Annotated in this window: 20 protein-coding genes and 1 pseudogene; 6 read left to right on the top strand and 15 right to left on the bottom strand. The window is 56.1% G+C overall.

Annotation, left to right across the window (positions count from 1 at the left end):
• The 7 genes from tatA to udp all read right to left on the bottom strand — a co-directional run bounded on the left by tatA (window position 1) and on the right by udp (window position 7,157).
• Window positions 1–255 (bottom strand): Sec-independent protein translocase subunit TatA, encoded by a 255-nt coding sequence (tatA, locus tag FA92_RS18685; RefSeq protein ID WP_009088506.1) that lies wholly within the window; start codon window positions 253–255, stop codon window positions 1–3.
• Between the two features lie 109 nt (window positions 256–364).
• Complete coding sequence (gene ubiB, locus FA92_RS18680) at window positions 365–2,002, bottom strand: ubiquinone biosynthesis regulatory protein kinase UbiB (protein WP_033734835.1); 1,638 nt, start codon at window positions 2,000–2,002, stop codon at window positions 365–367.
• The gene (locus FA92_RS18675; RefSeq protein ID WP_013359712.1) at window positions 1,999–2,604 is read right to left on the bottom strand and encodes an SCP2 domain-containing protein; all 606 of its coding nucleotides are present in this window, start codon (window positions 2,602–2,604) and stop codon (window positions 1,999–2,001) included. The genes ubiB and FA92_RS18675 overlap by 4 nt, the downstream gene beginning before the upstream one ends.
• Window positions 2,605–2,615: 11 nt before the next feature.
• Window positions 2,616–3,374 (bottom strand): bifunctional demethylmenaquinone methyltransferase/2-methoxy-6-polyprenyl-1,4-benzoquinol methylase UbiE, encoded by a 759-nt coding sequence (ubiE, locus tag FA92_RS18670; RefSeq protein ID WP_008926452.1) that lies wholly within the window; start codon window positions 3,372–3,374, stop codon window positions 2,616–2,618.
• A 75-nt stretch (window positions 3,375–3,449) separates the two neighbouring features.
• Complete coding sequence (rmuC, locus tag FA92_RS18665) at window positions 3,450–4,949, bottom strand: DNA recombination protein RmuC (RefSeq protein WP_033784436.1); 1,500 nt, start codon at window positions 4,947–4,949, stop codon at window positions 3,450–3,452.
• Window positions 4,950–5,034: 85 nt separating this feature from the next.
• On the bottom strand, window positions 5,035–6,303 hold the full coding sequence (locus FA92_RS18660; RefSeq protein WP_033784435.1) for a tetratricopeptide repeat protein: 1,269 nt from the start codon (window positions 6,301–6,303) through the stop codon (window positions 5,035–5,037).
• Between the two features lie 92 nt (window positions 6,304–6,395).
• On the bottom strand, window positions 6,396–7,157 hold the full coding sequence (gene udp / locus FA92_RS18655) for a uridine phosphorylase (RefSeq protein ID WP_033784434.1): 762 nt from the start codon (window positions 7,155–7,157) through the stop codon (window positions 6,396–6,398).
• 304 nt (window positions 7,158–7,461) lie between these two features.
• Between udp and FA92_RS18650 the strand changes: the two genes are divergently transcribed.
• A complete protein-coding gene (locus tag FA92_RS18650) occupies window positions 7,462–8,295 on the top strand; it encodes a dienelactone hydrolase family protein (protein WP_013359708.1) in 834 nt (277 codons plus the stop codon).
• 50 nt (window positions 8,296–8,345) lie between these two features.
• On the opposite strand, the gene metE is transcribed toward FA92_RS18650, so the two are convergent.
• Window positions 8,346–10,616, bottom strand: a complete 2,271-nt coding sequence (gene metE / locus FA92_RS18645) for a 5-methyltetrahydropteroyltriglutamate--homocysteine S-methyltransferase (RefSeq protein WP_033784433.1) — start codon at window positions 10,614–10,616, stop codon at window positions 8,346–8,348.
• Between the two features lie 144 nt (window positions 10,617–10,760).
• Between metE and metR the strand changes: the two genes are divergently transcribed.
• On the top strand, window positions 10,761–11,687 hold the full coding sequence (metR, locus tag FA92_RS18640) for an HTH-type transcriptional regulator MetR (protein WP_013359706.1): 927 nt from the start codon (window positions 10,761–10,763) through the stop codon (window positions 11,685–11,687).
• An 83-nt stretch (window positions 11,688–11,770) separates the two neighbouring features.
• Window positions 11,771–12,250, top strand: a complete 480-nt coding sequence (locus FA92_RS18635) for a DUF1456 family protein (RefSeq protein ID WP_013359705.1) — start codon at window positions 11,771–11,773, stop codon at window positions 12,248–12,250.
• Between the two features lie 457 nt (window positions 12,251–12,707).
• Here the strand turns inward: FA92_RS18635 and FA92_RS18625 are convergent, their stop codons facing one another.
• Window positions 12,708–13,571, bottom strand: coding sequence for a carboxylate/amino acid/amine transporter (locus FA92_RS18625; RefSeq protein WP_033784700.1), 864 nt, complete (start codon window positions 13,569–13,571; stop codon window positions 12,708–12,710).
• 374 nt (window positions 13,572–13,945) lie between these two features.
• Here FA92_RS18625 and glpT point away from each other — a divergent pair, with 374 nt between their 5' ends.
• Window positions 13,946–15,286, top strand: a complete 1,341-nt coding sequence (gene glpT / locus FA92_RS18620; RefSeq protein WP_033784431.1) for a glycerol-3-phosphate transporter — start codon at window positions 13,946–13,948, stop codon at window positions 15,284–15,286.
• Between the two features lie 46 nt (window positions 15,287–15,332).
• Here the strand turns inward: glpT and yigL are convergent, their stop codons facing one another.
• Window positions 15,333–16,133, bottom strand: a complete 801-nt coding sequence (yigL, locus tag FA92_RS18615) for a sugar/pyridoxal phosphate phosphatase YigL (RefSeq protein WP_033784698.1) — start codon at window positions 16,131–16,133, stop codon at window positions 15,333–15,335.
• Window positions 16,134–16,185: 52 nt separating this feature from the next.
• Window positions 16,186–17,178 (bottom strand): lysophospholipase L2, encoded by a 993-nt coding sequence (pldB, locus tag FA92_RS18610; protein ID WP_033784430.1) that lies wholly within the window; start codon window positions 17,176–17,178, stop codon window positions 16,186–16,188.
• A gap of 112 nt (window positions 17,179–17,290) precedes the next feature.
• Between pldB and rhtB the strand changes: the two are divergent.
• Window positions 17,291–17,913 (top strand): annotated as a pseudogene (gene rhtB / locus FA92_RS18605) (homoserine/homoserine lactone efflux protein).
• A gap of 45 nt (window positions 17,914–17,958) precedes the next feature.
• On the opposite strand, the gene FA92_RS18600 reads toward rhtB, so the two are convergent.
• From FA92_RS18600 to pldA, 4 genes are all read right to left on the bottom strand, one after another.
• Window positions 17,959–18,768: a DUF1460 domain-containing protein gene (locus tag FA92_RS18600; RefSeq protein ID WP_072008991.1), complete on the bottom strand. Its 810-nt coding sequence runs from the start codon at window positions 18,766–18,768 to the stop codon at window positions 17,959–17,961.
• A gap of 211 nt (window positions 18,769–18,979) precedes the next feature.
• A complete protein-coding gene (gene rhtC / locus FA92_RS18595; RefSeq protein WP_033734822.1) occupies window positions 18,980–19,603 on the bottom strand; it encodes a threonine export protein RhtC in 624 nt (207 codons plus the stop codon).
• A 12-nt stretch (window positions 19,604–19,615) separates the two neighbouring features.
• Window positions 19,616–21,445 carry an ATP-dependent DNA helicase RecQ gene (gene recQ / locus FA92_RS18590; RefSeq protein ID WP_033784428.1) on the bottom strand — a complete coding sequence of 610 codons (1,830 nt, stop codon included), beginning with the start codon at window positions 21,443–21,445 and terminating at the stop codon, window positions 19,616–19,618.
• A 24-nt stretch (window positions 21,446–21,469) separates the two neighbouring features.
• Complete coding sequence (gene pldA, locus FA92_RS18585; protein ID WP_033784427.1) at window positions 21,470–22,348, bottom strand: phospholipase A; 879 nt, start codon at window positions 22,346–22,348, stop codon at window positions 21,470–21,472.
• 194 nt (window positions 22,349–22,542) lie between these two features.
• Between pldA and FA92_RS18580 the strand changes: the two genes are divergently transcribed.
• Window positions 22,543–23,013 (top strand): thioesterase family protein, encoded by a 471-nt coding sequence (locus FA92_RS18580; RefSeq protein WP_033734820.1) that lies wholly within the window; start codon window positions 22,543–22,545, stop codon window positions 23,011–23,013.
• Window positions 23,014–23,036 lie beyond the last annotated feature (23 nt).

The raw sequence follows: 23,036 nt of genomic DNA, 5'->3' as shown, positions 1-23,036 counted from the left end.
TTACACCTGCTTGTCGTTCTTGGCTTCTTCTTTGTTAGCCGACGTTTGCTGTTTGTCCGCCAGTGTTTTGGCTGCGAAGTCAGCGTCCTGCTCTTTCGGCTGATCCTTTTTGTCATCCTCGTCACTCATAGCTTTTTTGAAGCCACGAATCGAAGAACCTAAATCTGAACCCAGATTACGTAATTTGTTGGTACCGAACAGAAGAACAACAATCACGGCAATGATTAACAATTGCCAGATACTGATACCGCCCATGAGATAGCCTCTAATATTCTGTGAAAACGATAAGGTAATGCAGGACAGAGTGCCCTTTTTAACCGGGCTTTAGCCAGCGACATTACCTTTTTTTAAACAGACGTGACAATCAGTTTGTCTTACGCCAGCCGATTAACCAGGAGACGATTCCCGCAGCCATCAATACCGCCGGGAAGAAGTCCCAATCCGGGCGGGTGAGCAGCACCGCCGTTCCACTTAACAGCAACGTTGCACCGACGCCAAACAGGTATCGCGCCTGATGGTGACGGACGCGTTGCGCGTTCATGTCGCCCACTAACTTATCGACGCTGTGCCGTAAGAGTTTGTGCTGGCGCATACTGTCGTAAAAGAGTTCTGGCAACTCAGGTAACTTTTCAGCCCAGAATGGCGCTTTCTCTTTGACCGCACGAATAATAGCGGGCAAACCGACCTGATCCTTAATCCAGTCTTCCAGGAACGGCTTAGCCGTCTTCCACAGGTCGAGCTGCGGATAGAGCTGACGGCCAATCCCTTCCACATAGAGCAGCGTTTTTTGCAGTAATACCAGTTGCGGCTGCACTTCCATATTAAAGCGACGTGCAGTGTTAAACAGATTCAGCAGCACATGGCCGAAGGAGATCTCAGCCAGCGGTTTTTCAAAAATCGGCTCACAGACTGTACGGATCGCAAACTCGAAATCTTCAACGTTGGTATCGGGCGGTACCCAGCCTGAGTCAACGTGCAGCTCTGCAACCTTACGGTAGTCACGGTTGAAGAAGGCGATGAAGTTTTCTGCCAGATAACGCTTATCTTCTTTGTTCAGCGAACCCACGATACCGCAGTCGATGCCGATATATTGCGGGTCTTCCGGATGCTCATAGCTGACAAAAATGTTGCCCGGATGCATATCCGCATGGAAGAAGCTGTCGCGGAAAACCTGGGTGAAGAAGACCTGCACGCCACGCTCTGCCAGCAGCTTCATGTTCACACCATGACGCTCCAGCGTCGCTACGTCTGAAATCGGAATGCCGTATATGCGCTCCATCACCATCATGGTTTCGCTGCAGTAATCTGAATAGACTTCCGGCACATAGAGCATGCGGCTATCTTCAAAGTTCCGGCGCAGCTGAATGGCGTTGGCGGCTTCGCGTAACAGATTCAGTTCATCAAGCAGGGTTTTCTCATAATCGCGCACCACCTCGACCGGACGCAGACGACGGCCATCCGGCAGCAGACGCGGAACCCAGCGTGCCAGGCGATAGATAAGCTTCATGTCCGCTCTGATGACCGGCAAAATATCGGGGCGAATCACCTTGATGACCACTTTCTTACCGGTCGATTTCAGTGTGGCGGTGTGTACCTGCGCAATGGATGCCGACGCCAGGGGCTTGATATCAAAATCATCAAACCAGGTTTCAATCGGTGCGCCCATTGAGGCTTCAATCTGCGCTTTGGCTTTGACGCCATCGAACGGCGCAACGCGGTCCTGCAGGATTGCCAGTTGATCGGCGATCAGCGGCGGGAAAAGATCGCGACGCGTCGACAGCATCTGGCCAAACTTGATCCAGACCGGCCCAAGTTGCTCCATCGCCATGCGCATGCGTGCGCCAATCGGTTCATGCTTATACAGATTCGGGATCCAGAAAACAGAGCGACGCCACAGACGAAACAGGAAAGTGAGGCGTGTCTGAGGGATCAGTTCATCAAGGCCATAGGTCAGAAAGACCTTCATGATCAGATATAAACGGCGGATCTCTCCAAAACTCATTTTGCCTCCAGCTGCGCCAGACGCGCATCAAGCGCCTCAAGCGAACGTTCCATCGCGTCGACCTCCTCAGAAAACCAGGCTAACTCCAGCGAGCCAGGCGCAACACGCCACTCTTCGGTAATGGCCTGTCCGAGATAATCCTGGCGACGCTGCACTTCACCTTTGAAAAAGCGGAATGCCTGTTGTGAGCGCTGACTGATGCCCTGAGCGGCGATATCGCCGACCCAGGGAGCCAGATATTCTGCCGGATCCAGCTCAGCCAGATCCATCAGCGCGGAGAACTGCTGCACCACCTGCAGGTCACCTTCAACCTGCAGCTCACCGCTGCGGATCAGCGGCGTCAGCTGCTGGCGATCGCGCAGCTTAGGCAGCGTTTTCAGCGAGGTGATCACCGTGCAGTCACTGCGATCCTGCCAGTCCGCTAATACGTCGAGCTGCTGCTCACTGAAAACCAGCACCAGCGGATGCGAAAACTCACTCAGGCGCAGCGTCAGCACTTTGCCATTCAGGCGTTGCCGCGCCGCTTTCAGGCCACGATCGCGATAGAGGATACGGTTCAGCGCCGTTTCCAGACCTGCGGTAATCAAGGGAGTCAGGTTCATTACCATCTCACTCAGAACTTAAATCCGCGATGCAGCGCAACAATGCCGCCGGTCATATTGGAGTAAGTGGTATTTTCAAAACCGACATCGTTCATCATCGCTTTCAGGGTCTCCTGATCGGGATGCATGCGGATTGATTCGGCCAGATAGCGATAGCTCTCTGCATCCTGCGCTACCAGCTGTCCGATGCGCGGCAGAATGTGGAACGAGTAAGCGTCATACGCTTTGCTCAGCGGATCCAGAACAGGCTTAGAGAACTCCAGCACCAGCAGGCGTCCGCCCGGCTTAAGGACACGGAACATGGAGGCCAGCGCCTTCTCTTTTTCCGTGACGTTGCGTAGACCAAAAGAGATGGTGATGCAGTCGAAATAGTTATCGGGGAAAGGCAGCGCTTCTGCGTTGGCCTGGACGTAACTTACGTTGCCCACCACGCCCTGATTGCGCAGTTTTTCGCGGCCCATCTTCAGCATGGAGCTGTTGATATCCGCCAGGACAACCTGACCGGTTTCGCCCACCAGGCGAGAGAATTTGGCGGTGAGATCGCCGGTACCACCCGCCAGATCTAACACGCGCTGACCGCGACGTACGCCGCTGCTGTCAATGGTAAAACGCTTCCAGATACGATGGACGCCAAACGACATCAAATCGTTCATCAGGTCATATTTTGCTGCTACGGAGTGAAACACATCCGCGACTTTGTCAGCTTTTTCGCTTTTGGCGACCGTCTGAAAGCCAAAATGGGTAGTTTCCTGCTGTGATTCATCTGCCATCGGTTTTACCTGCTCCACAAACAATACTTCCCGAAGTGTATCAGAGTCACGGAAGTCAGGCACGCTGCGCCCATACTATTCGTGGAGGCGTCTCACACGACTCTCACTTTCATCCGCATCCCTGTCGTCATCTGCGTCGTCAGCGGCCCGGTTTTCCGGCATGGCCCGCTCGGCCAGTTGGGGATTGATGGGGCGTTTGATCTCCACGCCCAGCGCACGAAATCCTTCCGTCTGCGCAATCAGGTTGCCGCGCCCTTCTGCCAGCTTTTTCATCGCCTCGCGATAGCTGTTCTGCGCCTTATCCAGGCTGTGACCAATGCCGCTCATGTCATCGACAAACAGTCGCATCTTGTCATAGAGGCGCGTGGCCCGGTCAGCAATACGCTGCGCATTGCGGCTCTGATGCTCATAGCGCCAGAGATTGTTAATGGTACGCAGCGCCACCAGCAGCGTGGTGGGACTGACCAGCATAATGTTCTGCTGCAGCGCCTCGCCAATCAGCTCAGGCTGACGGTCAATCGCCAGCAAAAAAGCCGGCTCGACCGGAATGAACATCAACACATAATCCAGCGACCGTAAACCGGGCAATTGTTGATAATCTTTTCGTCCCAGCAGGCGAATGTGCGCTCGCATCGCGCTGACATGTTCCTGGATCGCCTGCTCACGTTCGATCTCATCATCCGCATTGAAGTAGCGCTCATAGGCCACCAGCGTCATTTTGGCGTCCACCACCACATCTTTGCCCTGCGGCAGACGCACAATGACATCCGGCTGCATCCTGCCGTGCTGTTCTGACTGGATGCTGACCTGAGTTTCATATTCGTAGCCTTCACGCAGCCCGGAGGCTTCCAGTACCCGGCTCAGCACCACTTCACCCCAGTTACCCTGGATTTTATTGTCGCCCTTGAGCGCTTTGGTCAGGTTAAGCGCCTCCTGCGCCATCTGCGCATTCAGCTGCTGTAACTGCCGGATTTCATGAGTCAGTGTGTGCCGTTCACGTGCCTCTGCGCCAAAGCTTTCATGCACCTGACGGCGGAAACCATCCAGCTGTTCACGCAGCGGGCCAATCAGCCCGTCCAGACTCTGGCGGTTCTGTTCATCGACGCGACGGCCACTGTTTTCGAAAATACGGTTGGCGAGGTTTTCAAACTGGGCGCTCAGGCGTTGTTCGCTGTTGGTCAGCAGGCGCTGTTTCTCTTCAGCGGCAAAACGGGTCTCTTCAAGGCGGATGGTCACTTCGCGCAGCTCTGCTTCCTGCGCGCTGTTCACCTCCAGCTGATTACGCAGTTCACGATTAAGCTGTTCGCTTTCATTGCGCCAGTAATCGAGCTGTTGCAGGCGCTCATTCGCCCCGCTCAGCGCGCCATGAAGCTGACGCAGCTCCTGCTCACGCTGCTGCGTCTGCTGCTGAAGCTGTTCGATTTGCTGCTGCTGGCGCTGTTGCGCCTCTTCCTGCAGACGGCGCTCGGTCTGAAAACTGGCGACCTGATGGCCGGCACGTAACTGTGCCAGCATCCAGCCAATCCCCAACCCGGCCAGCGCCAGACAGGCGCTGATAATGATGTGCTGATCCATGATTTCCCCGCGACTCAGGCTGCTGAGGAAAAAGGTAGAGTCGCACTGTATGAATGTCCAGATAAATTTACCGGCATTCAGCGCCTTACAGGGCCGCTACCGTCAGCTTTCCAGCCTGCCACTCATCAATCAGGAAGAATGGCATCGGTAATAGCCACTCGCCGTTTTTGACCTGCGCCAGATAATGCCAGGTTGTCTCGCCGGAGGTGATCGCAACGCGCTGTCTGCTGCCCTCAGGGGCGCTGGATTTACCGGTCATACTGGCAAAACCGGCATTGCTGCCAACGTGGAAATGCGGCGTCTGCCAGCGCACGGGCGCATGATCAGGCCACGGCCGGGCCTGATGAAAACTGAACAGCTCATCATGGCTCAGGAGGCTTTCACGCACTGTCGGCCATAACGCCACTTTAAGAAAATATTGATCGGTGAAGCGCTGACTGCCCTGATACCGGGCAATGAAATCACGCATCGCCTGTTCCACGTTGTGAAAGACGCCGTGACAGCCGCCCCACATTCCCGCCAGCAGCAGTTCGGTATGAGAGAAGTAGTCGCGCATGTGGTGGAACCAGTAAGGCGATGCCAGCCAGGCGTTAACCGCGGCCGCTTCGCGCTCCGAAAGCAGCGAGTCGGCATCGCGCACGATAAAGCGCTTCACCGTCGGATCGTCGAGCACCAGAAAACGCCACAGGGTCGGAAACAGCGTTTTCTCGTGAGACATATCGACCAGCTGGACGTGTGGCTGGTTCAGGCGCTGCCAGACATGCTGCGGCACGCTGTCATCAAGGTAGATGCGGCAAACCCAGCCGGGATAGAACTCAGGCGCCACCTCAACGTTTTTAATCAGCGTTTCGCAATAGCGTGGCTGATCGCCATACAGGCAGAAAGCGATGACATTCTGATGTGGCTGGCTGAGATCGACAGGCTCAGGTTGCGAAGCAGGAAACGCGGCACGTTGTCCCTGACTGAAACGCGCATCAGAGCGCATCAGCGACGCCAGACCGAAACGTACCACCTCTTCCTTTTTGCCCAGCCAGCCGCACACTTCGGTTAAGCCATCCAGCCAGGTTTCAGAGGCCATGGCCTGCACGGCGGGCGGTGACTGATAAATTTTCTGGTAGATTTTGTACGATTTATTGTACTGACCCAGACGCAGCAGGCAGAGCGCGTAGTCGCTCAGCACCTGCATCTGATTGGGCATTGAGCGCAAGACTTCTTCGCAGCACCGGGCAGCCAGCGCGTGGTCACCCTCCTGCATGGCAGCGCGAAAACGTTCGGCACTGCGTTCCAGCCGGGCATTGATTGCCGCAGGATTAGCACCAGGGACAGGACGTCGGACAGGAATCGTATTGCGCATAAAAACTCTCAGATTTCACTGATGTTACGCGCCGTTAACTACCGGCAACAGGTTTTGAGTCTGGACAAAAAACCTGCTGCCAGACGCAGGCGTTATAATAAACGACGCGCCGCTTCGACCACAATCTTCACTGCGTCACTTTCTGTCTGCTTCATGGTGACCGCATCCGGAATCTCTTTCTGAGTACGGTTCACAATCACGCCCGCGACCATGCCGGCCCGCAGACCCTGGCTGGCGCACATGGTTAACAGCGTTGCAGATTCCATCTCATAGTTGAGCACGCCCATCTCCTGCCACTCTTTCATCGATCCTTTGAAACGACTGACGACGCGGCCTGAAATAGTGTCGTAGCGCTCCTGGCCCGGATAGAAGGTGTCAGAAGAGGCGGTGATGCCAATATGGGTTTTCGCGCCACAGGCTTCAGCGGCGGCAACCAGTGCGGTGGTGCAGGCGAAGTCAGCGACAGCCGGGAATTCCATCGGGGCAAAATGCAGGCTTGCTCCGTCCAGGCGAACGGACGCGGTGGTCACCAGCACATCGCCAACGTTGATGTGTGGCTGGATAGCACCCGTGGTACCGACACGCAGGAAGGTCCGCACGCCAAGCTGCGCCAGCTCTTCGACCGCAATCGATGTAGAAGGACCGCCGATGCCTGTTGAGCAGACCACGACCGGCTTACCATCAAGTTTTGCCAGCCAGGAGGTAAATTCACGGTGTGAGGCGAGATGCGTGGCATCTTCCATCAGTCCGGCAATTTTCTTCACACGCTCCGGGTCGCCAGGCACAATCGCCAGGGTCGCGCCCTGCAGATCGGCTTTTGTCAGGCCAAGATGGAAAACGTCAGACTGTGTCATTTTCAGACTCCTGTTAAGGGAAGGTAGCGCGCTACTCTACGCCAGCACGCTCGATAAATATGTGACAACATTCACTTAAGAAAATGAAAGTTACATTTCCCGAAAGATAAAATGTGATCTTAATCACACAATTACGTCTTATTCTTCCGGATAGCCCTTAGCGAGGCTGTGTCAGGGTCGGCGCAGTGTTAAAGAGGTGGATGATTTTATTCACTGCTGATTCTGTTACCCGACACCTGGACGCAGACGCTTTACGGCCAGGCTATAGTTACGTGATTGCGCAAATGCTTGCACGGAGAGAATAATGAAACCCAGTGACACTATGGCACAAAAACCGGCGACGGGCGGCTTTGCCCCTGCCGTGCAGCCCACCGCCTCTACCACCATTATTACCGAAAGCCCGGCAATTCACTCAGGTGAAACCTCAGTGCCCAGCCAGGGCGAAAACATGCCAGCGTTTTTTGCAAAACCGCACTCAGCGGAAGGCCCATTGCCTGTGGTGCTGGTGGTGCAGGAGATCTTTGGCGTCCATGAACACATCCGGGACATCTGCCGTCGTCTGGCACTGGAAGGCTATCTGGCGATTGCGCCTGAGCTCTATTTCCGCGAAGGCGACCCGACTGAGTATAACGATATCCCGACCCTGTTCAGCGAACTGGTCAGCAAAGTGCCGGATACGCAGGTGCTGGCCGATCTCGATCATGCCGCTAACTGGGCAGCACGTAACGGCGGTGATATCCGTCGCATGGGCATCACCGGTTTTTGCTGGGGTGGCCGCATTACCTGGCTCTACGCCGCGCATAACCCACAGCTACGCGCCGCGGTTGCCTGGTATGGACGATTAATCGGTGAGCGCACGCTGAAGCAACAGAAGCATCCAATTGATGTTGCGGTCGATTTGAGTGCGCCGGTGTTAGGTTTGTATGGTGGTCAGGATGACGGTATTCCATTGGAGAGCGTCGAGCAGATGCGTCAGGCGCTGCATGCCGCCAATGCGACCGCCGAGATCATCGTCTATCCCGAGGCGGGACATGCGTTTAATGCTGACTACCGCCCGAGCTACCATGCTGAATCAGCCAATGATGGCTGGCAGCGGATGCTGGCCTGGTTCAGGCAGTATGGCGTGGCAGCAAAATAAATGAACAAGGGGCGCTTCTGCGCCCCTGTTTTTGCCACCCGGTCCCTTTCCTACGCCGTCTCACCACGCAGTTTCTTTGCCGCCGTCACCATATTCGCCAGCGCCTGACGTGTTTCCGTCCAGCCACGCGTTTTCAGACCGCAGTCCGGGTTCACCCACAACCGCGCTTCCGGAATCCGTTTCGCCGCCTTCAGCAACAGTGCCTCTATCCACGCCACACTGGGAACATTAGGCGAGTGAATGTCATAGACGCCGGGGCCGATTTCATTCGGGTAGTCGAAGTGTTCGAACGACTCCAGTAAGTCCATGTCAGACCGTGAGGTTTCAATCGTGATCACATCCGCATCCAGCGCCGCGATGGCGTCCATGATGTCGTTAAACTCGCAGTAACACATATGCGTATGAATCTGGGTTTCATCCCGCGCCACCGCCGCATTCAGCCGGAACGCCTCCACCGCCCAGTTCAGATAGTCCGCCCACTCAGACTGATGCAGTGGCAGACCTTCACGCAGGGCAGGTTCATCGATCTGAATAATACCAATGCCTGCTTTCTCCAGATCTTCCACCTCATCACGCAGCGCCAGCGCGATCTGCTTCGCGATGGTTTCCCGTGATACATCTTCACGCGGGAATGACCAGCACAGAATCGTCACCGGGCCGGTCAGCATTCCTTTTACCGGCTTGTCGGTCAGCGACTGCGCATACTTCGCCCACTCAACGGTAATCGCCTCTGGGCGACTGACATCGCCGATGATCACAGGCGGTTTCACACAGCGGGAACCGTAGCTCTGCACCCAGCCATTCTGGGTAAAGACAAATCCCTCCAGATGCTCGCCGAAGTACTCAACCATGTCGTTACGTTCCGCTTCACCGTGTACCAGCACATCCAGTCCCAGCCGCTCCTGTTCGGTAATCGCCTGTCTGATGTGCTCCGCGATGCCGGTGCGGTAATGATTGCTGTCGAGACGGCCCTGTTTAAAGTCGAGGCGCAGGCCGCGAATTTCAGTGGTCTGCGGAAATGAGCCGATGGTGGTAGTGGGCCACGCGGGCAGATTGAAACGCTGACGCTGCAGCGCTGCCCGCACCGGGTAGGCGTTCTGGCGTTCACTGTGCTGCGGCGTAATGGCCTGCAGCCGCTGTCCCACCGCCGCATTATGCACGCGGCGGGAGTGAGCACGGGCACGTACCGGTGCGCTCCAGGCGTCCAGCAGCGTCGCATCATTGTTATTCAGTGCCTGACTCAGCAGTGAAAGCTCAGCACATTTCTGCAGCGCAAAGGCGAACCAGCTTTTGACCTCATCATCCAGCCGGGTCTCCACACTCAGATCGATCGGACTGTGCAGCAGAGAACAGGAAGAGCCAATCCATACCTGTTCACGCTGAGTGATCAGCGGTTGCAGACGGCTGAACCAGCGGCTCAGATCGGCTCGCCAGACGTTACGACCGTTAATCACGCCCAGCGACAGCAGCCAGCTGGCGGGCAGTTGCTGATTCAGTTGCTCAATATCATCGTGGCCATGGACCAGATCGACATGCAGGCCTTGCACCGGCAGCTTACGAATGACATCAAGGTTCTGGCCGATGCTGTCAAAATAGGTGGTCAGCAGCAGCTTACTGTGCCCCTGCAGGGCGTCATACGCCGGTTTAAACGCATCGCGCCACGTCTGCGGCAGCTCCAGCGCCAGGGCGGGTTCATCGATCTGAACCCATTCGATGCCGCGCTTCGCCAGTTCTGCCAGCACCTGCCGGTAGACTGGCAGAATCCTTTCCAGCAGCGACAGACGTTCAAACGGCTCACCTTTAACTTTACCCAGCCACAGATACGTCACCGGTCCCAGCAGCACCGGTTTGATGTTGTGGCCCAGCGCCAGCGCCTCATCCACTTCATCCAGTAGCTGAGTCCAGGTCAGTTTAAAGGTCTGGTCCTGAGTAAATTCCGGCACCATGTAGTGATAGTTGGTGTTAAACCATTTCGTCATTTCTGCCGCCGCCGCAGGCTCGCCAGTCGGCGCACGACCGCGCCCCAGACGAAACAGCGTGTCGAGATCAACGGTCCCTTCTTTGTTCTGATGACGCGCGGGCACGTTGCCCAGCAGCAGGCTGGTGGTCAGCACATGATCATACCAGGCGAAATCGCCGACCGGCAGCAGATCGACACCCGCCTCTTTCTGTTGTTGCCAGTGTCGGGCACGCAGCTCGCGGCCCGTTGCCAGTAATGCCTGCTGCGTGCTGTCGCCCGCCCAGTAACTCTCCAGGGCTTTTTTCAGTTCACGGCGCAGGCCAATACGGGGAAAGCCGAGAGTATGGTTCAGGATAGTCATATGCTGTTCTCCAGATAATCTTTCACTTTGGCTTAAATGGGCAGCCAAAGATGTTTAGCCGTCCAGATGTTTACACTGCTATACTCTGCGGGTACTGTATGTTGCTCAAGCGCAATATGTTCATTTTCGATGTGAAGGACTCTCATGATCGAACTCAAGCACCTGCGGACGCTTCAGGCTCTGCGCAATACCGGATCGCTGGCGGCGGCGGCGGCCCAGCTTCATCAGACGCAATCGGCGTTGTCTCACCAGTTCAGCGATCTGGAGCAGCGGCTGGGATTCCGCCTGTTCGTGCGTAAAAGTCAGCCACTGCGTTTTACGCCGCAGGGCGATATTCTGCTGCAGCTGGCGGAACAGGTGCTGCCGCAGATTCAGCAGGCGTTGCAGGCCTGCCATGAGCCGCATCAGACCACGCTGCGGGTAGCGATTGAGTGTCACAGCTGCATTCAGTGGCTGACGCCCGCGCTGGATAAATTCCGGCAGAGCTGGCCGCAGGTGGTGATGGATTTTAAATCGGGTGTGACCTTTGATCCCCAGCCCGCTCTGCAACAGGGTGAGCTGGATGTGGTGCTGACCTCCGACATTCTGGCGCGCTCGGGCCTGTTCTACTCGCCGATGTTTGATTATGAAGTGCGGCTGGTGCTGGCGACGGATCACCCGCTGGCGCAGGTTGAGCAGATTTCACCGGAAGATTTAGCCGATGAAGTGCTGATGATCTATCCGGTGCAGCGTCAGCGTCTGGATATCTGGCGTCACTTCCTGCAGCCCGCTGGCGTCAGTCCGGCCCTGAAAAGTGTGGATAACACCCTGCTGATGATTCAGATGGTGTCGGCACGGATGGGGATTGCCGCACTGCCGCATTGGGTGGTGGAGAGTTTTGAGAAGCAGGGTCTGGTCGTCACGCGCACGCTGGGTGAGGGTCTGTGGAGCCGTCTTTATGCCGCCGTGCGTGAAGGTGAGCAGCGTCAGCCGGTGCTGGAGGCGTTTATCCGTTTTGCCCGTCAGCACGCCTGTGAGCATCTGCCTTTTGTGCGCGATGCCGCGCTGCCCGGTACGGTGTTGCAACGGTAATCCGGCCAGCACAAACCTGCGCGAACGCGGGCAAAATCCCCTATAATGCGCAGCCTGTCGACTGACCATGAGAAGATCTCACCATGACTAACAACGATATTCTGCGCAGCGTGCGCTACATGCTCAACCTGAGCGATGCCAAAATGGTGGAGATTTTTGCGCTGGCAGAATGTGACGTGCCGCAGACAGATATTCAGGCGTGGCTGAAAAAAGATGACGATGCGGCGTTCCGTCCCTGCCCCGATGTGCTGATGGGTTATTTCCTGAATGGCCTGATCTTTTACCGTCGCGGCAAGAGTGAAGATGCGCCCGCACCGTCGATTGAACGCAAGATGACGAACAACATCTTCATGAAAAAACTGCGTATCGCTTTCGATTTAAAAACCACTGATATCCCTGATGTGCTCAAACGCGTGAACTTTACCGTTTCGCAGGCGGAAGTCGGTGCGATTTTCCGCAAGCCCGATCATAAAAATTACCGCGAGTGCGGCGATCAGATTCTGCGTAACTTCCTGAAAGGGCTGGCGATGATTCAGCGCCCTAAGAGTGAGAAGCCAGCTTAATTTCTGATCGCTTCTGACCCCTGCGTGGTCAGAGGTGGCGCATCTGATCGCGAGGTGGCGCATCTGATCGCAAAGAAAGCCTGCATCCATGCAGTACGGCCTCGCCATCCCTGGCTCGGACGCTTTGCTCCTCAGCTGCGCCCCCCTTCCCTCCCGCTTCATCATTGCTTTGACAAGAGCAGCACCGGGCCAGCCATGCGGCGGACGCTTTACTTCTCAGCCCGCCATTCCCTCCTTCATGCTCGCGCTGAGCCACGCATTTAACAGCGATGAGGCTGTCGCACCTCATGGGCTGGCGCGTCAGAAGAGCGAAGCGTCCGGGCCAGGGATGGCCCGGCCGATCGACAGGGAGGTGAGATTCCTTCGCGATCGGACGCCCCAGCCCGGGAGGCGGCACCCATTCAACAGCCACTTTTCAAAGCCTGTTTATGGTCTGTGGCAGCGCACCCCTTTCACCTTATGACCGGTCACCGCGCCCCACCACCCAGCGCTTATGCACCCACAGCGAGGCGAAGATCACCAGCGCGCCCGCAATAAAGCTCGGCCAGTGCGGTTTCTGCTGCCAGATAGCCAGATTCACCAGCAGCCCGGCGGGCACGTGCATGTTATTCATTATGCCCAGCGTACCGGCATCGACCTGTGTCGCACCGTAGTTCCACATAAAATAGCCGAGACCGGAAGCCGCAACGCCCAGCCAGACCAGAATGCCCCACTGCAATGAGGTGGTCGGTAACTTCTGTGGGTTGCCCCAGGCGCACCAGGCGATGACGGCAATCAACACCGCCCCCAGATAGAACCAGGAGAAGGCCGTGTGCTGCGGCATGGGTCGGGTCTCCTGCAGACGCTTATAGCCCACCATGCCTGCCGCAAAGCAGATGTTAGCCAGCTGTACTAACAGCAGACCAAACCAGAAATGATCGCTGACTTTGTCATAGCGAATAATGGCCGCACCCGCTACCGCCAGTAACGCACTGAAGATATAGCCGATGCGCAGCGGACGACGGCTGATCAGATCGTAAATCAGCGTCACATAGAGCGGCGTCATCACCGTAAACAGCAGGAATTCTGACACGCTAAGGTAGAGATAGGCTTCGAAGCTCAGCAGATACATCACGCCCAGCTGCAGCATTCCCACCAGCATATACAGCAGTAGCGTCGAAGGGCGATAACCCCGCCTGCGCAGGAAAGGCAAAAATACCAGCGCAGCCAGCGCCAGCCGCATCAGCACAGAGAACCAGCTATCCACCTGCCCGGCGAGGTATTCGCCAATCAGGCTGAACGAAAAGGCCCACAGAATGGTGGTAATAATCAATAAAAACACGGCAACGACCCCGAAATTAACAGGCCGACAGTGTAAACAATGTGCCGCCGTCAGGCTGTGAAATCTGGTTGACATCTGATTATAATCCAGGCAATTAAACAGCCGACCGGATAGCCTGCTTACACTTCCTGACACATCAATCGACAGAATAGGTTTTCAGCCAGATAAAATGCGCGAAATGATCCATCCGGTGATCACTTCCGCTCCTTGCTGTAATAAAACTGTAACAAATGTGTCATTCATCACAGTAACGTTGCGCAACTAACACTATTCTTTGCGCGAAATGGAACATTCTGCATCCATTTTGTTCTGCACTTTCCTGCTCCAACCTGCCGGGAATGAAAAACCATAATGTGCCCTGGAGGGCCTCACTGATGCTGAGCATTTTTAAACCTGCACAACGTCAGCCGCAGGTGGCGGCGGATCACGTTGATCCGCTCTACCGTCGTCTGCGCTGGCAAATTTTCATCGGGATCTTCTTTGGTTATGCTGCCTACTACCTGGTCAGAAAAAACTTCGCACTCGCCATGCCCTATCTGGTCGAGCAGGGTTTTTCACGTGGCGATCTCGGGTTTGCCCTGTCCGGCATCTCCATTGCCTACGGCTTTTCAAAATTCATCATGGGCTCGGTCTCTGACCGATCAAACCCGCGCGTCTTCTTACCGGCTGGCCTGATTCTGGCCGCAGCAGTGATGCTTATCATGGGATTCGTCCCCTGGGCGACCTCCAGCATCATGGTGATGTTCGTACTGCTGTTTATCTGCGGCTGGTTCCAGGGCATGGGCTGGCCACCCTGTGGGCGCACCATGGTTCACTGGTGGTCGCAGAAGGAGCGCGGCAGGATCGTTTCGGTCTGGAACTGTGCGCATAACGTGGGCGGTGGTATTCCGCCACTGCTCTTCCTGCTCGGCATGGCGTGGTTCAACGACTGGAAAGCGGCACTCTATATGCCCGCGTTTGGTGCCATTGCCATTGCGATTATTGCCTTTGCACTGATGCGTGACACGCCGCAATCCTGTGGCCTGCCGCCGATTGAAGAGTACAAAAACGACTACCCGCCCGACTATGATGCCAGCCACGAAGAGGAGCTGACGGCAAAACAGATCTTCATGAAGTATGTGCTGCCGAACAAGCTGCTGTGGTACATCGCGCTGGCCAACGTCTTTGTCTATCTGCTGCGCTACGGCATCCTCGACTGGTCACCAACCTATCTGCGCGAAGTCAAACACTTCACGCTGGATAAATCGTCGTGGGCCTACTTCCTCTATGAATACGCGGGGATTCCGGGAACGCTGCTGTGTGGCTGGATGTCGGACAAAGTGTTCCGGGGTAATCGCGGTGCGACCGGCGTATTCTTTATGACGCTGGTGACCATTGCGACCGTGATTTACTGGCTCAACCCGGCGGGCAATCCTGGCGTCGACATGGCCTGCATGATCGTGATTGGCTTCCTGATCTACGGTCCGGTGATGCTGATTGGTCTGCATGCGCTGGAGCTGGCACCGAAAAAAGCAGCTGGGACGGCGGCGGGCTTTACCGGCCTGTTCGGTTACCTGGGTGGCTCGGTCGCGGCCAGCGCCATTGTCGGTTACACCGTCGATTACTTCGGCTGGGACGGCGGCTTTATGGTGATGATTACGGGCTGTGTGCTGGCGGTTATTCTGCTGTTACTGACCATGGTCAGCGAACACAAACACAAAAAGACCCTGGCCTGACGGCAATAAAAAGGGCCGGCTATCCGGCCCTTTTAACGCAGGCTGTTTAAGCAAGATAGAGCGTGCGCAGCGTCTGCGGCACCGCATCATCGGCATTCGAACCAATCACATCCAGCTCCGGCAGCGTATCTTTTAAGCGCTGATGGGCGTTCTGCATGATATAGCCCTTGCCCGCCATGCTCAGCATCTCCACATCATTCATACCGTCGCCAAAGGCAATGCAGCTCTCCAGCGAGTGACCCAGCGTTTTCGCGACCGCTTCCAGCGCATGTCCTTTCGACACGCCGCCCGCCATGACTTCCAGGCAGGTTGGCAGCGAGAAACTGACGTTAACCCGATCGCCCCAGCGCGCTTCAATCGCCTGCTCCATTGGGATCAGATGCTCAGGGTTTTCGCAGGTAAAAAAGACCTTGCTGATGTTGCTGGTTGGCAGCAGGCCCGGCTCATAGACCTGATAGTTGAACACTGACTCGCGGAAATAGTCCTGCTCAGCCGGGCTTGAACGGCTGACAAACCACTCATCGTCGCGGTAAACGTGCGTCAGAATATCGCTGTGATGATACTGCAGGCCAAACAGGTCGCTGGCGATATCCTCATCCAGATTATGACTGAACACCAGCTCGCCCTCTGCGTTGTGCACGCGCGCGCCGTTCGAGGTGATCATATAAGCCGGAATCGCCAGGCTGTCGCGCATCTGTCCGACATCAATATGATGACGGCCGGTGGCGAAGACAAAGTGAATATCCTTAGCGACCAGCTGCTGCAGCGTTTCACGTGCAAAAGGGGTCAGGCGATGTTCGGGAGAAAGCAGCGTGCCATCCAGATCGGATGCAACGATGTGATACATGAAAACCTCGGGTATCTGGTTCTGCCGGTTTTTACCGGTCGGATAAATAACGTCAGTGGTGCGATGAAAAAAAGTCGACCACTGCATTGAGTGCTTCGGCACGCATCTCATCTTTTTCAAACAGGATCTCGTGACGCGCGCCATCGATCACCCGTGGCTGATTACCTTCACACGGATGACCCGCCGCCGCCATCGCGGCACAAAACAGGTCCTGCGAACGATTGTCGACCACCCGATCGTCGCTGGCCTGTAACAGCAGCAGCGGCGTAGTGATCTTATCCACCTGACTGATGATGTTGCGCCCCGCATGGATGCCTTCGCGTACCCAATGGTAGGTCGGTCCGCCCACACGAATCGCCGGATCGTCCGCATAAAAACGCAGGTTACGCCGGTAACGCTCGGCGCTATGGGTCAGCCGGTTAATGCCAAACGGATGCGCGCGCCAGCGTCCGGTGCCGAGCGCATAGCCATCGCGTAAGGCTGGACGTTTCTCCGCCCAGTCCAGGATACGATGAGCCAGAAAAGAGGGCAACGGTAAGGCGATGCCAAACATCGGTGCCACCAGCGCGACTGCATGAAACGCCTGCGGCTGACGCGCCAGAAACAGCGTTAAGATTGCACCACCCATTGAGTGAGCCAGCGCATAGCGCTGCTGGTAATGGCCGCTGACGATCTCTTTCAGATAGAGCGTTTCAAGATCGTCAACGTAATGCGTGAATTCTGCCACGTGACCGCGGTGTGAATCTTCCAGCAGGCGATCGGAACGCCCCTGACCGCGATGGTCCAGGATCACCACATCAAATCCGCAGTGAAACAGATCGTACGCCAGCTCAGGATATTTTATGTAACTCTCGATGCGTCCCGGCACAATCAGGATCACACGCTTGTGTTGCGGCGATGTGAAGCGAACATAACGCAGCGTCAGATTGCCGACGCCGGTAAACTCAAGCTCCTCCCGACGGTGCCAGAAATCGAGCAGCGGCCCGGTGGCGAAGGCAGCAAAGGCTTTTTCCCGTCGCAGCCAGCTGGCTTTGTGTTGATTCATTCGCCCTCCTGATGACCGGATACAGAGTCCTGAACGCCCTGCGCAGGCCGTAGCGCCGCGCTTATTTCTGGCGTATTGTGTCACAAATCCGCGACTAAAGAGAGCCTGACCCATGACCATCGAATGGTGGCTGACCTACCTGCTTACTACCACAATTCTCAGCCTGTCACCCGGTTCCGGCGCAATCAATACCATGAGTACCGGTATCAGCCACGGCTATCGCGGCACGGTGGCCTCTATCTCCGGTTTACAGGTCGGCCTGGCGCTGCACATCGTGCTGGTCGGCATCGGTCTGGGCGCACTGTTTTCGCAGTCGCTGCTGGCGTTTGAAATTCTGAAATGGGCCGGTGCAGCCTATCTGGTCTGGCTGGGTATTCAGCAGTGGCGCTCAGCGGGTGGCATCGATCTGGATGCGGTCGCCAGAGCGATGCCGCGTCGTCGCCTGTTCAAACGTGCCGTGCTGGTTAATCTCACCAACCCGAAAAGTATCGTTTTTCTGGCGGCGCTGTTCCCGCAGTTTATCCAGCCGCATCAGCCGCTGTTTATGCAGTATCTGGTGCTGGGCGTGACCACGGTAGTGGTCGATATCATCGTGATGATTGGCTACGCCACGCTGGCCACCCGCATTGCTGGCTGGATTAAAGGGCCAAAGCAGATGAAGTTGATGAACCGCATTTTCGTTGGCTGTTTATGGCGGTGGGCGCGCTGCTGGCCAGCGCCAGAAAAATCGCTTAAGACTTTACGCGCCGAATCCGGCGCGCAATTTCTTTCCAGGCTCCGCTACGGCGCTCTCAGTGGCACCGCACGCAACACAATCATGCCCGGCTTCGACTGCATATATTCCCTGAACGGCGTATCGACAACCCTGCGATTAACGGCCAGTGATGAGGCGTTCCTGAACCACAACCGGCCATCATGCCGGACGGCAATTCCGGCATGCGTGACATCCAGCCCCTGCGCGGGGGTGTAAACCCCGATGTAATCGCCAGTGTGGATTTGCGCCAGCACCTTTGGTGTGATCGCCCGGGCCGGAATGTAGGTGATGCGGCGAGGAATGATACCCAGACCGGGCACCTGTTCTTTTCCACGAGCCTGATGATTGAGCTGCTTCACTACCGTCACCGCATCCGGGCTGAGGGTCCCGGTGACATCATCGGCATTGCGCGGGTTCTCAGCGAACCAGTCGGAAAAGAAGTGGCGGCGCTTCAGAAAGCTGACCTCACCGCCAGCGTAGCGGGTCCGAATCAGGCTAGCCTCAAAGCTGGCGCGGTCATGGCTTCGGCTCAGCGCCTGGACATAATCAAGCAGCGTAAAACAATCCACTTCGTTGAAATTGATCACCAGCGCTTCCGGCGTATTGATCGAACCAGTTAACGTATGCGCCTGATAAGGCGTACCGAGAAACGCGGCAGAGATTTGGCTAATCCTTTCGCCTTGCGGCTGCTCTGATGCCGGGCGTGCCTGCGACAGGATAGCCGACACGCTATCTACTTCTGCCGTTTCAGAGACGCGATTATGGGCAGCATCAGGGGAAGCGCAGGCGCTGATACAGGCCGCGATAAACAATAGTAAAAGGGGTTTTACCCGCATCATCCTCTCCATGAAAAAGAGTCCGTCGATACGACCATACCGGAGGTGATGGTTTCATTAATTAACGAAGGGTGACTTTTTGTCAGCGATGACAGCAGAGAGACGTCAGCAGGCCTGGATTGTGATAGCCATCACCCAGGTGAAGTTCAGAAAGAGGCAACAGGAGGTGAAATGACTGCCGGATGCGCAGCACGCTCTCCGGCATTAGGGCTTAACGCGAAATAATCAGGTGGATACCAAAACCGGCGAACAGAACTCCAGCCATACCATCTACCCACTTCGCCAGCCGCTGATACTTCGCGCGGATCCACGGCAGCGCAAAGATAGCCGCCACCAGCGTAAACCACGCAAAGGTTTCACCAACAATCAGCAGGAACAGACCCCAGCGCTCTGCTGAACCGACATCGTCACCGACGAACAGCGAGAATACGCTGCCGAAGTAAATAATCGCTTTAGGATTCGACAGGTTGGTCAGCAGGCCCTTGAGAAAGCTCATGCCGCGTTTCGGCAGCTCTACCACCGGCTCATCCTGCTGCGGCTGCTTATGACGCTGACGCGCCGAGCGCATCAGCTGCCAGCCCATCCAGAGCAGATAGAGGCCACCGCCGACCATAATAATCTGATGCAGCCACGCCATTTTTTCCAGGATCAGATGCAGGCCCATCAGCGCCACGCCCGCCCAGACAACGATACCCAGCGTAATACCCAGTACCCCCATCATCGCCTCTTTACGCGAGCGGCTGGCGGCGGTTTGCGATACGAAAAAGAAATCAGGGCCGGGGCTCATCAGCGCCACCAGATGTACCAGCGCCACGGTTGCGAATAACATCAGCATGATTAGTGTCCTTTACTCTTCATCATCAAGATGCTCTTTGATCATCACCAGGAAGGGTTTGCCAAAGCGCTCCAGTTTGCGGTGCCCCACGCCGTTGACGCTAAGCATCTCGGACGCGCTGACCGGCATCTGTTCTGCCATCTCTATCAGCGTGGCGTCATTGAACACCACGTAAGGCGGAATATTCTCTTCGTCGGCGATCGCTTTTCGCAGCTTACGCAGCTTAGCGAACAGTTTGCGATCGTAGTTACCACCGTGAAACTTCGCCGGACCGCTGCTCTTTGTTTTCGCGGTGATTAAACGCGGCACCGCCAGCATCAGTGGCACTTCACCGCGCAGCACCGGCCGCGCTGCTTCGGTGAGTTGTAATGCCGAGTGCATAGCAATGTTCTGCGTCACCAGCCCCAGATGGATTAACTGACGTAACACGCTGACCCAGTGTTCGTGGCTCTGATCTTTGCCCAGTCCATAAACCGGCAGTTTGTCATGACCCTGTTCACGGATGCGCTGGTTGTTGGACCCGCGCAGGACCTCAACGATATAGCCCATGCCGAACCGCTGGCCGACGCGATAGATGCCGGAGAGCGCTTTTTGCGCTTCAACCAGGCCGTCATACCGTTTCGGCGGATCAAGGCAGATATCGCAGTTGTCGCACGGCTGCTGGCGACCCTCGCCAAAATAATTCAGCAGCACCAGGCGGCGGCAGGTCTGTGCTTCAGCAAACGCGCCCATGGCGTTGAGCTTGTGGCGTTCAATATCCTGCAAGGGCCCCGGCACTTTCTCTTCCAGGCATTTACGCAGCCAGGCCATATCTGCCGGATCGTAGAGCATCATCGCTTCGGCGGGCAGACCATCACGTCCGGCTCGTCCGGTTTCCTGATAGTAGGACTCGATGTTGCGCGGAATATCGAAGTGGACCACAAAACGGACGTTGGGCTTGTTGATACCCATGCCAAAAGCCACGGTCGCCACTACGATTTGCAGATCGTCACGCTGGAACGCTTCCTGCACGCGGGCACGCTGTTCGCTGTCGATGCCGGCATGATACGCCCCGACGCTGAAACCCCGGCTTTGCAGCCGCGCGGCGGTGTCTTCCACCTTCGCCCGGCTATTGCAGTAGATAATGCCGCATTTGCCGCGCTGATCCTGAACGTAGCGCAGCAGCTGATCGGTGGGTTTGAATTTTTCCACCAGCGTGTAGCGAATATTGGGGCGGTCAAAGCTGCTGATCTGAATCAGCGGATCCTGCATGTGCAGCAGGTTAACGATGTCGTTGCGGGTGGTTTCGTCCGCAGTCGCCGTCAATGCCATGACCGGTAATTCCGGGAAGCGCTGACGCATCTTCCCGAGTGCACCATATTCCGGACGGAAATCGTGGCCCCACTGTGAAATACAGTGCGCCTCATCTACCGCCAGCATCGCCGGTTGCCAGTGCGCCAGACTTTCCAGGAAATTATCCATCATCAGGCGTTCTGGGGCGATGTAGAGCAGCTTAACCCGGCCGGTACGGCAGTCAGCCATCACCGTCTGCTGCTGATCGCGCGTCATGGTGGAATTGAGATAGGCTGCCGCCACGCCGTTCGCCAGCAGCTGATCGACCTGATCTTTCATCAGTGAGATCAGCGGCGACACCACCAGTGTCAGCCCTTCGCGCACCAGCGCCGGGATCTGATAACAGAGCGATTTACCGCCGCCGGTGGGCATCACCACCAGACAGTCGCGTCCGCTCAGCGCCTGATTAATGATCGTCTGCTGACCGGGACGAAACTGCTGGTAGCCGAAGGTATCCTGCAATACCTGCTGAGCCAGCGCTTCCTGATTAAGAACTGCCGAGGTTGCCACGCGATTCCTGTCTTACGTTAGGGATTAGAACAAGTCGTTAAGCGTTACACCCACACCCAGACGCGTCTGGCGATGGTTGTAATCGATCAGTGATTCACCGTAGCCGCTAAACACCTGAGTATAGAAGCGGACGTGCTCGCTGATAGGGTAGCTCCAGCCCATTGTCGCGCCGCCATAACCGCTGTTCCAGTTATAGTTGCCCTCTACGCTGAAGATACTGTCGCCGAGCTTATAGCCCAGCCGGGTGCGGTAGTAACCCATATATTTGGTGATGTCGGGATTATCATCGCTGCTCGCTCCTTCAGGGATACGATACCAGGGTTTGATTTCCGCAAGGAAGTTACCATTCTCCGCCATCAGACGCGCATAGACACGGTTCCAGCTTCGTGAGGTCGGATCACTTCGTCCATTGGACTGATGATTCAGACCCACTTCAACATCCCGTAAGGTCCAGCCCGCCAGCGAGTAGTCGGTCGCCCAGCCGAGAAAAATCTGCGGCTCATAGTTGGTCTCACGGAAAGGTGATGACTCAGCACTATTCGACAGCTGCCACCAGGAACGCTGGGTATAAGAGGCTGCCAGCACCGAGTTGTCGCCCAGAATACCGCGCCATAACGGAAATGCCAGACTGAGCTGGAATTTCACTTCATCTTTGCGGGCGTTTTCACCCCAGTTATAAGAGGAGATCGCCTCTTTATTGAGGTCGCTGGTATAGGTGTAGAGCAGATAGTTGTTCTCGTAAGGATAGAGAACAAACGGGTTATCATGCTTCTCCAGCAGGTTAGCAATAATGCTGCCCTGAACCTGTGGCGCGTCATGAACCTCTTTAATCCGGGCTTCATCCGCCTGCGCCAGCGCAGGAAATATCAACATTGCCGCCAGCAAGGCGCGATGCTTACGCATAAAATTCTCCGGTGAGCAGCTGCGTATCAGAATAACTGAAAGGGTGTTGTCAAAAGCAGGCCATTCTACACGCAAATGGCAGTGAGCATGAGTGCTGATTTCTTAAACTGGAAACACCCTCGCAGGCGGCATAGAATACACAACTCATTCATGTTCCGCGCCCCTCTGGCCCGATTTTTTCAGGACACATCATCATGTCATCACCCGTGCTGACACCGCAGGACGCTCGCCAGCTGGTCGGCGAAATTTTTGTTTATCACATGCCGTTTAATCAGGCGTTAGGCCTGGAGCTGATGCGTCTTGACGCAGACTACGCTGAAATCAGCTTCAATAATAAATCCATGCTGGTGGGCAATCAGGCGCAGCAGATTCTGCACGGTGGTGTTATCGCATCCGTCCTCGATGTGGCGGCGGGCATGGTCTGCGTCAGCAATGCGTTAACCCGTCAGGAGAGCATCAGCGAAGCGGATCTGCGCCAGCGTCTGTCACGCATGGGCACCATCGATATGCGCGTTGACTATCTGCGTCCCGGACGCGGCGAGCGCTTCACCGCCACCAGCAGCCTGCTGCGGGCCGGTAACAAAGTCGCCGTGGCGCGCGTGGAACTGCACAATCAACAGGGCGATTATATCGCCACGGCTACCGCTACCTATCTTATCGGCTAACTACGCCATTGAATGGATCGCAT

This window comes from Pantoea sp. 9140, assembly GCF_000745295.1.
GTDB lineage: Bacteria > Pseudomonadota > Gammaproteobacteria > Enterobacterales > Enterobacteriaceae > Pantoea > Pantoea vagans.
The sequence above is the reverse complement of the archived record's forward strand: the minus strand, read 5'-3'. Positions and strand labels throughout refer to the sequence as shown.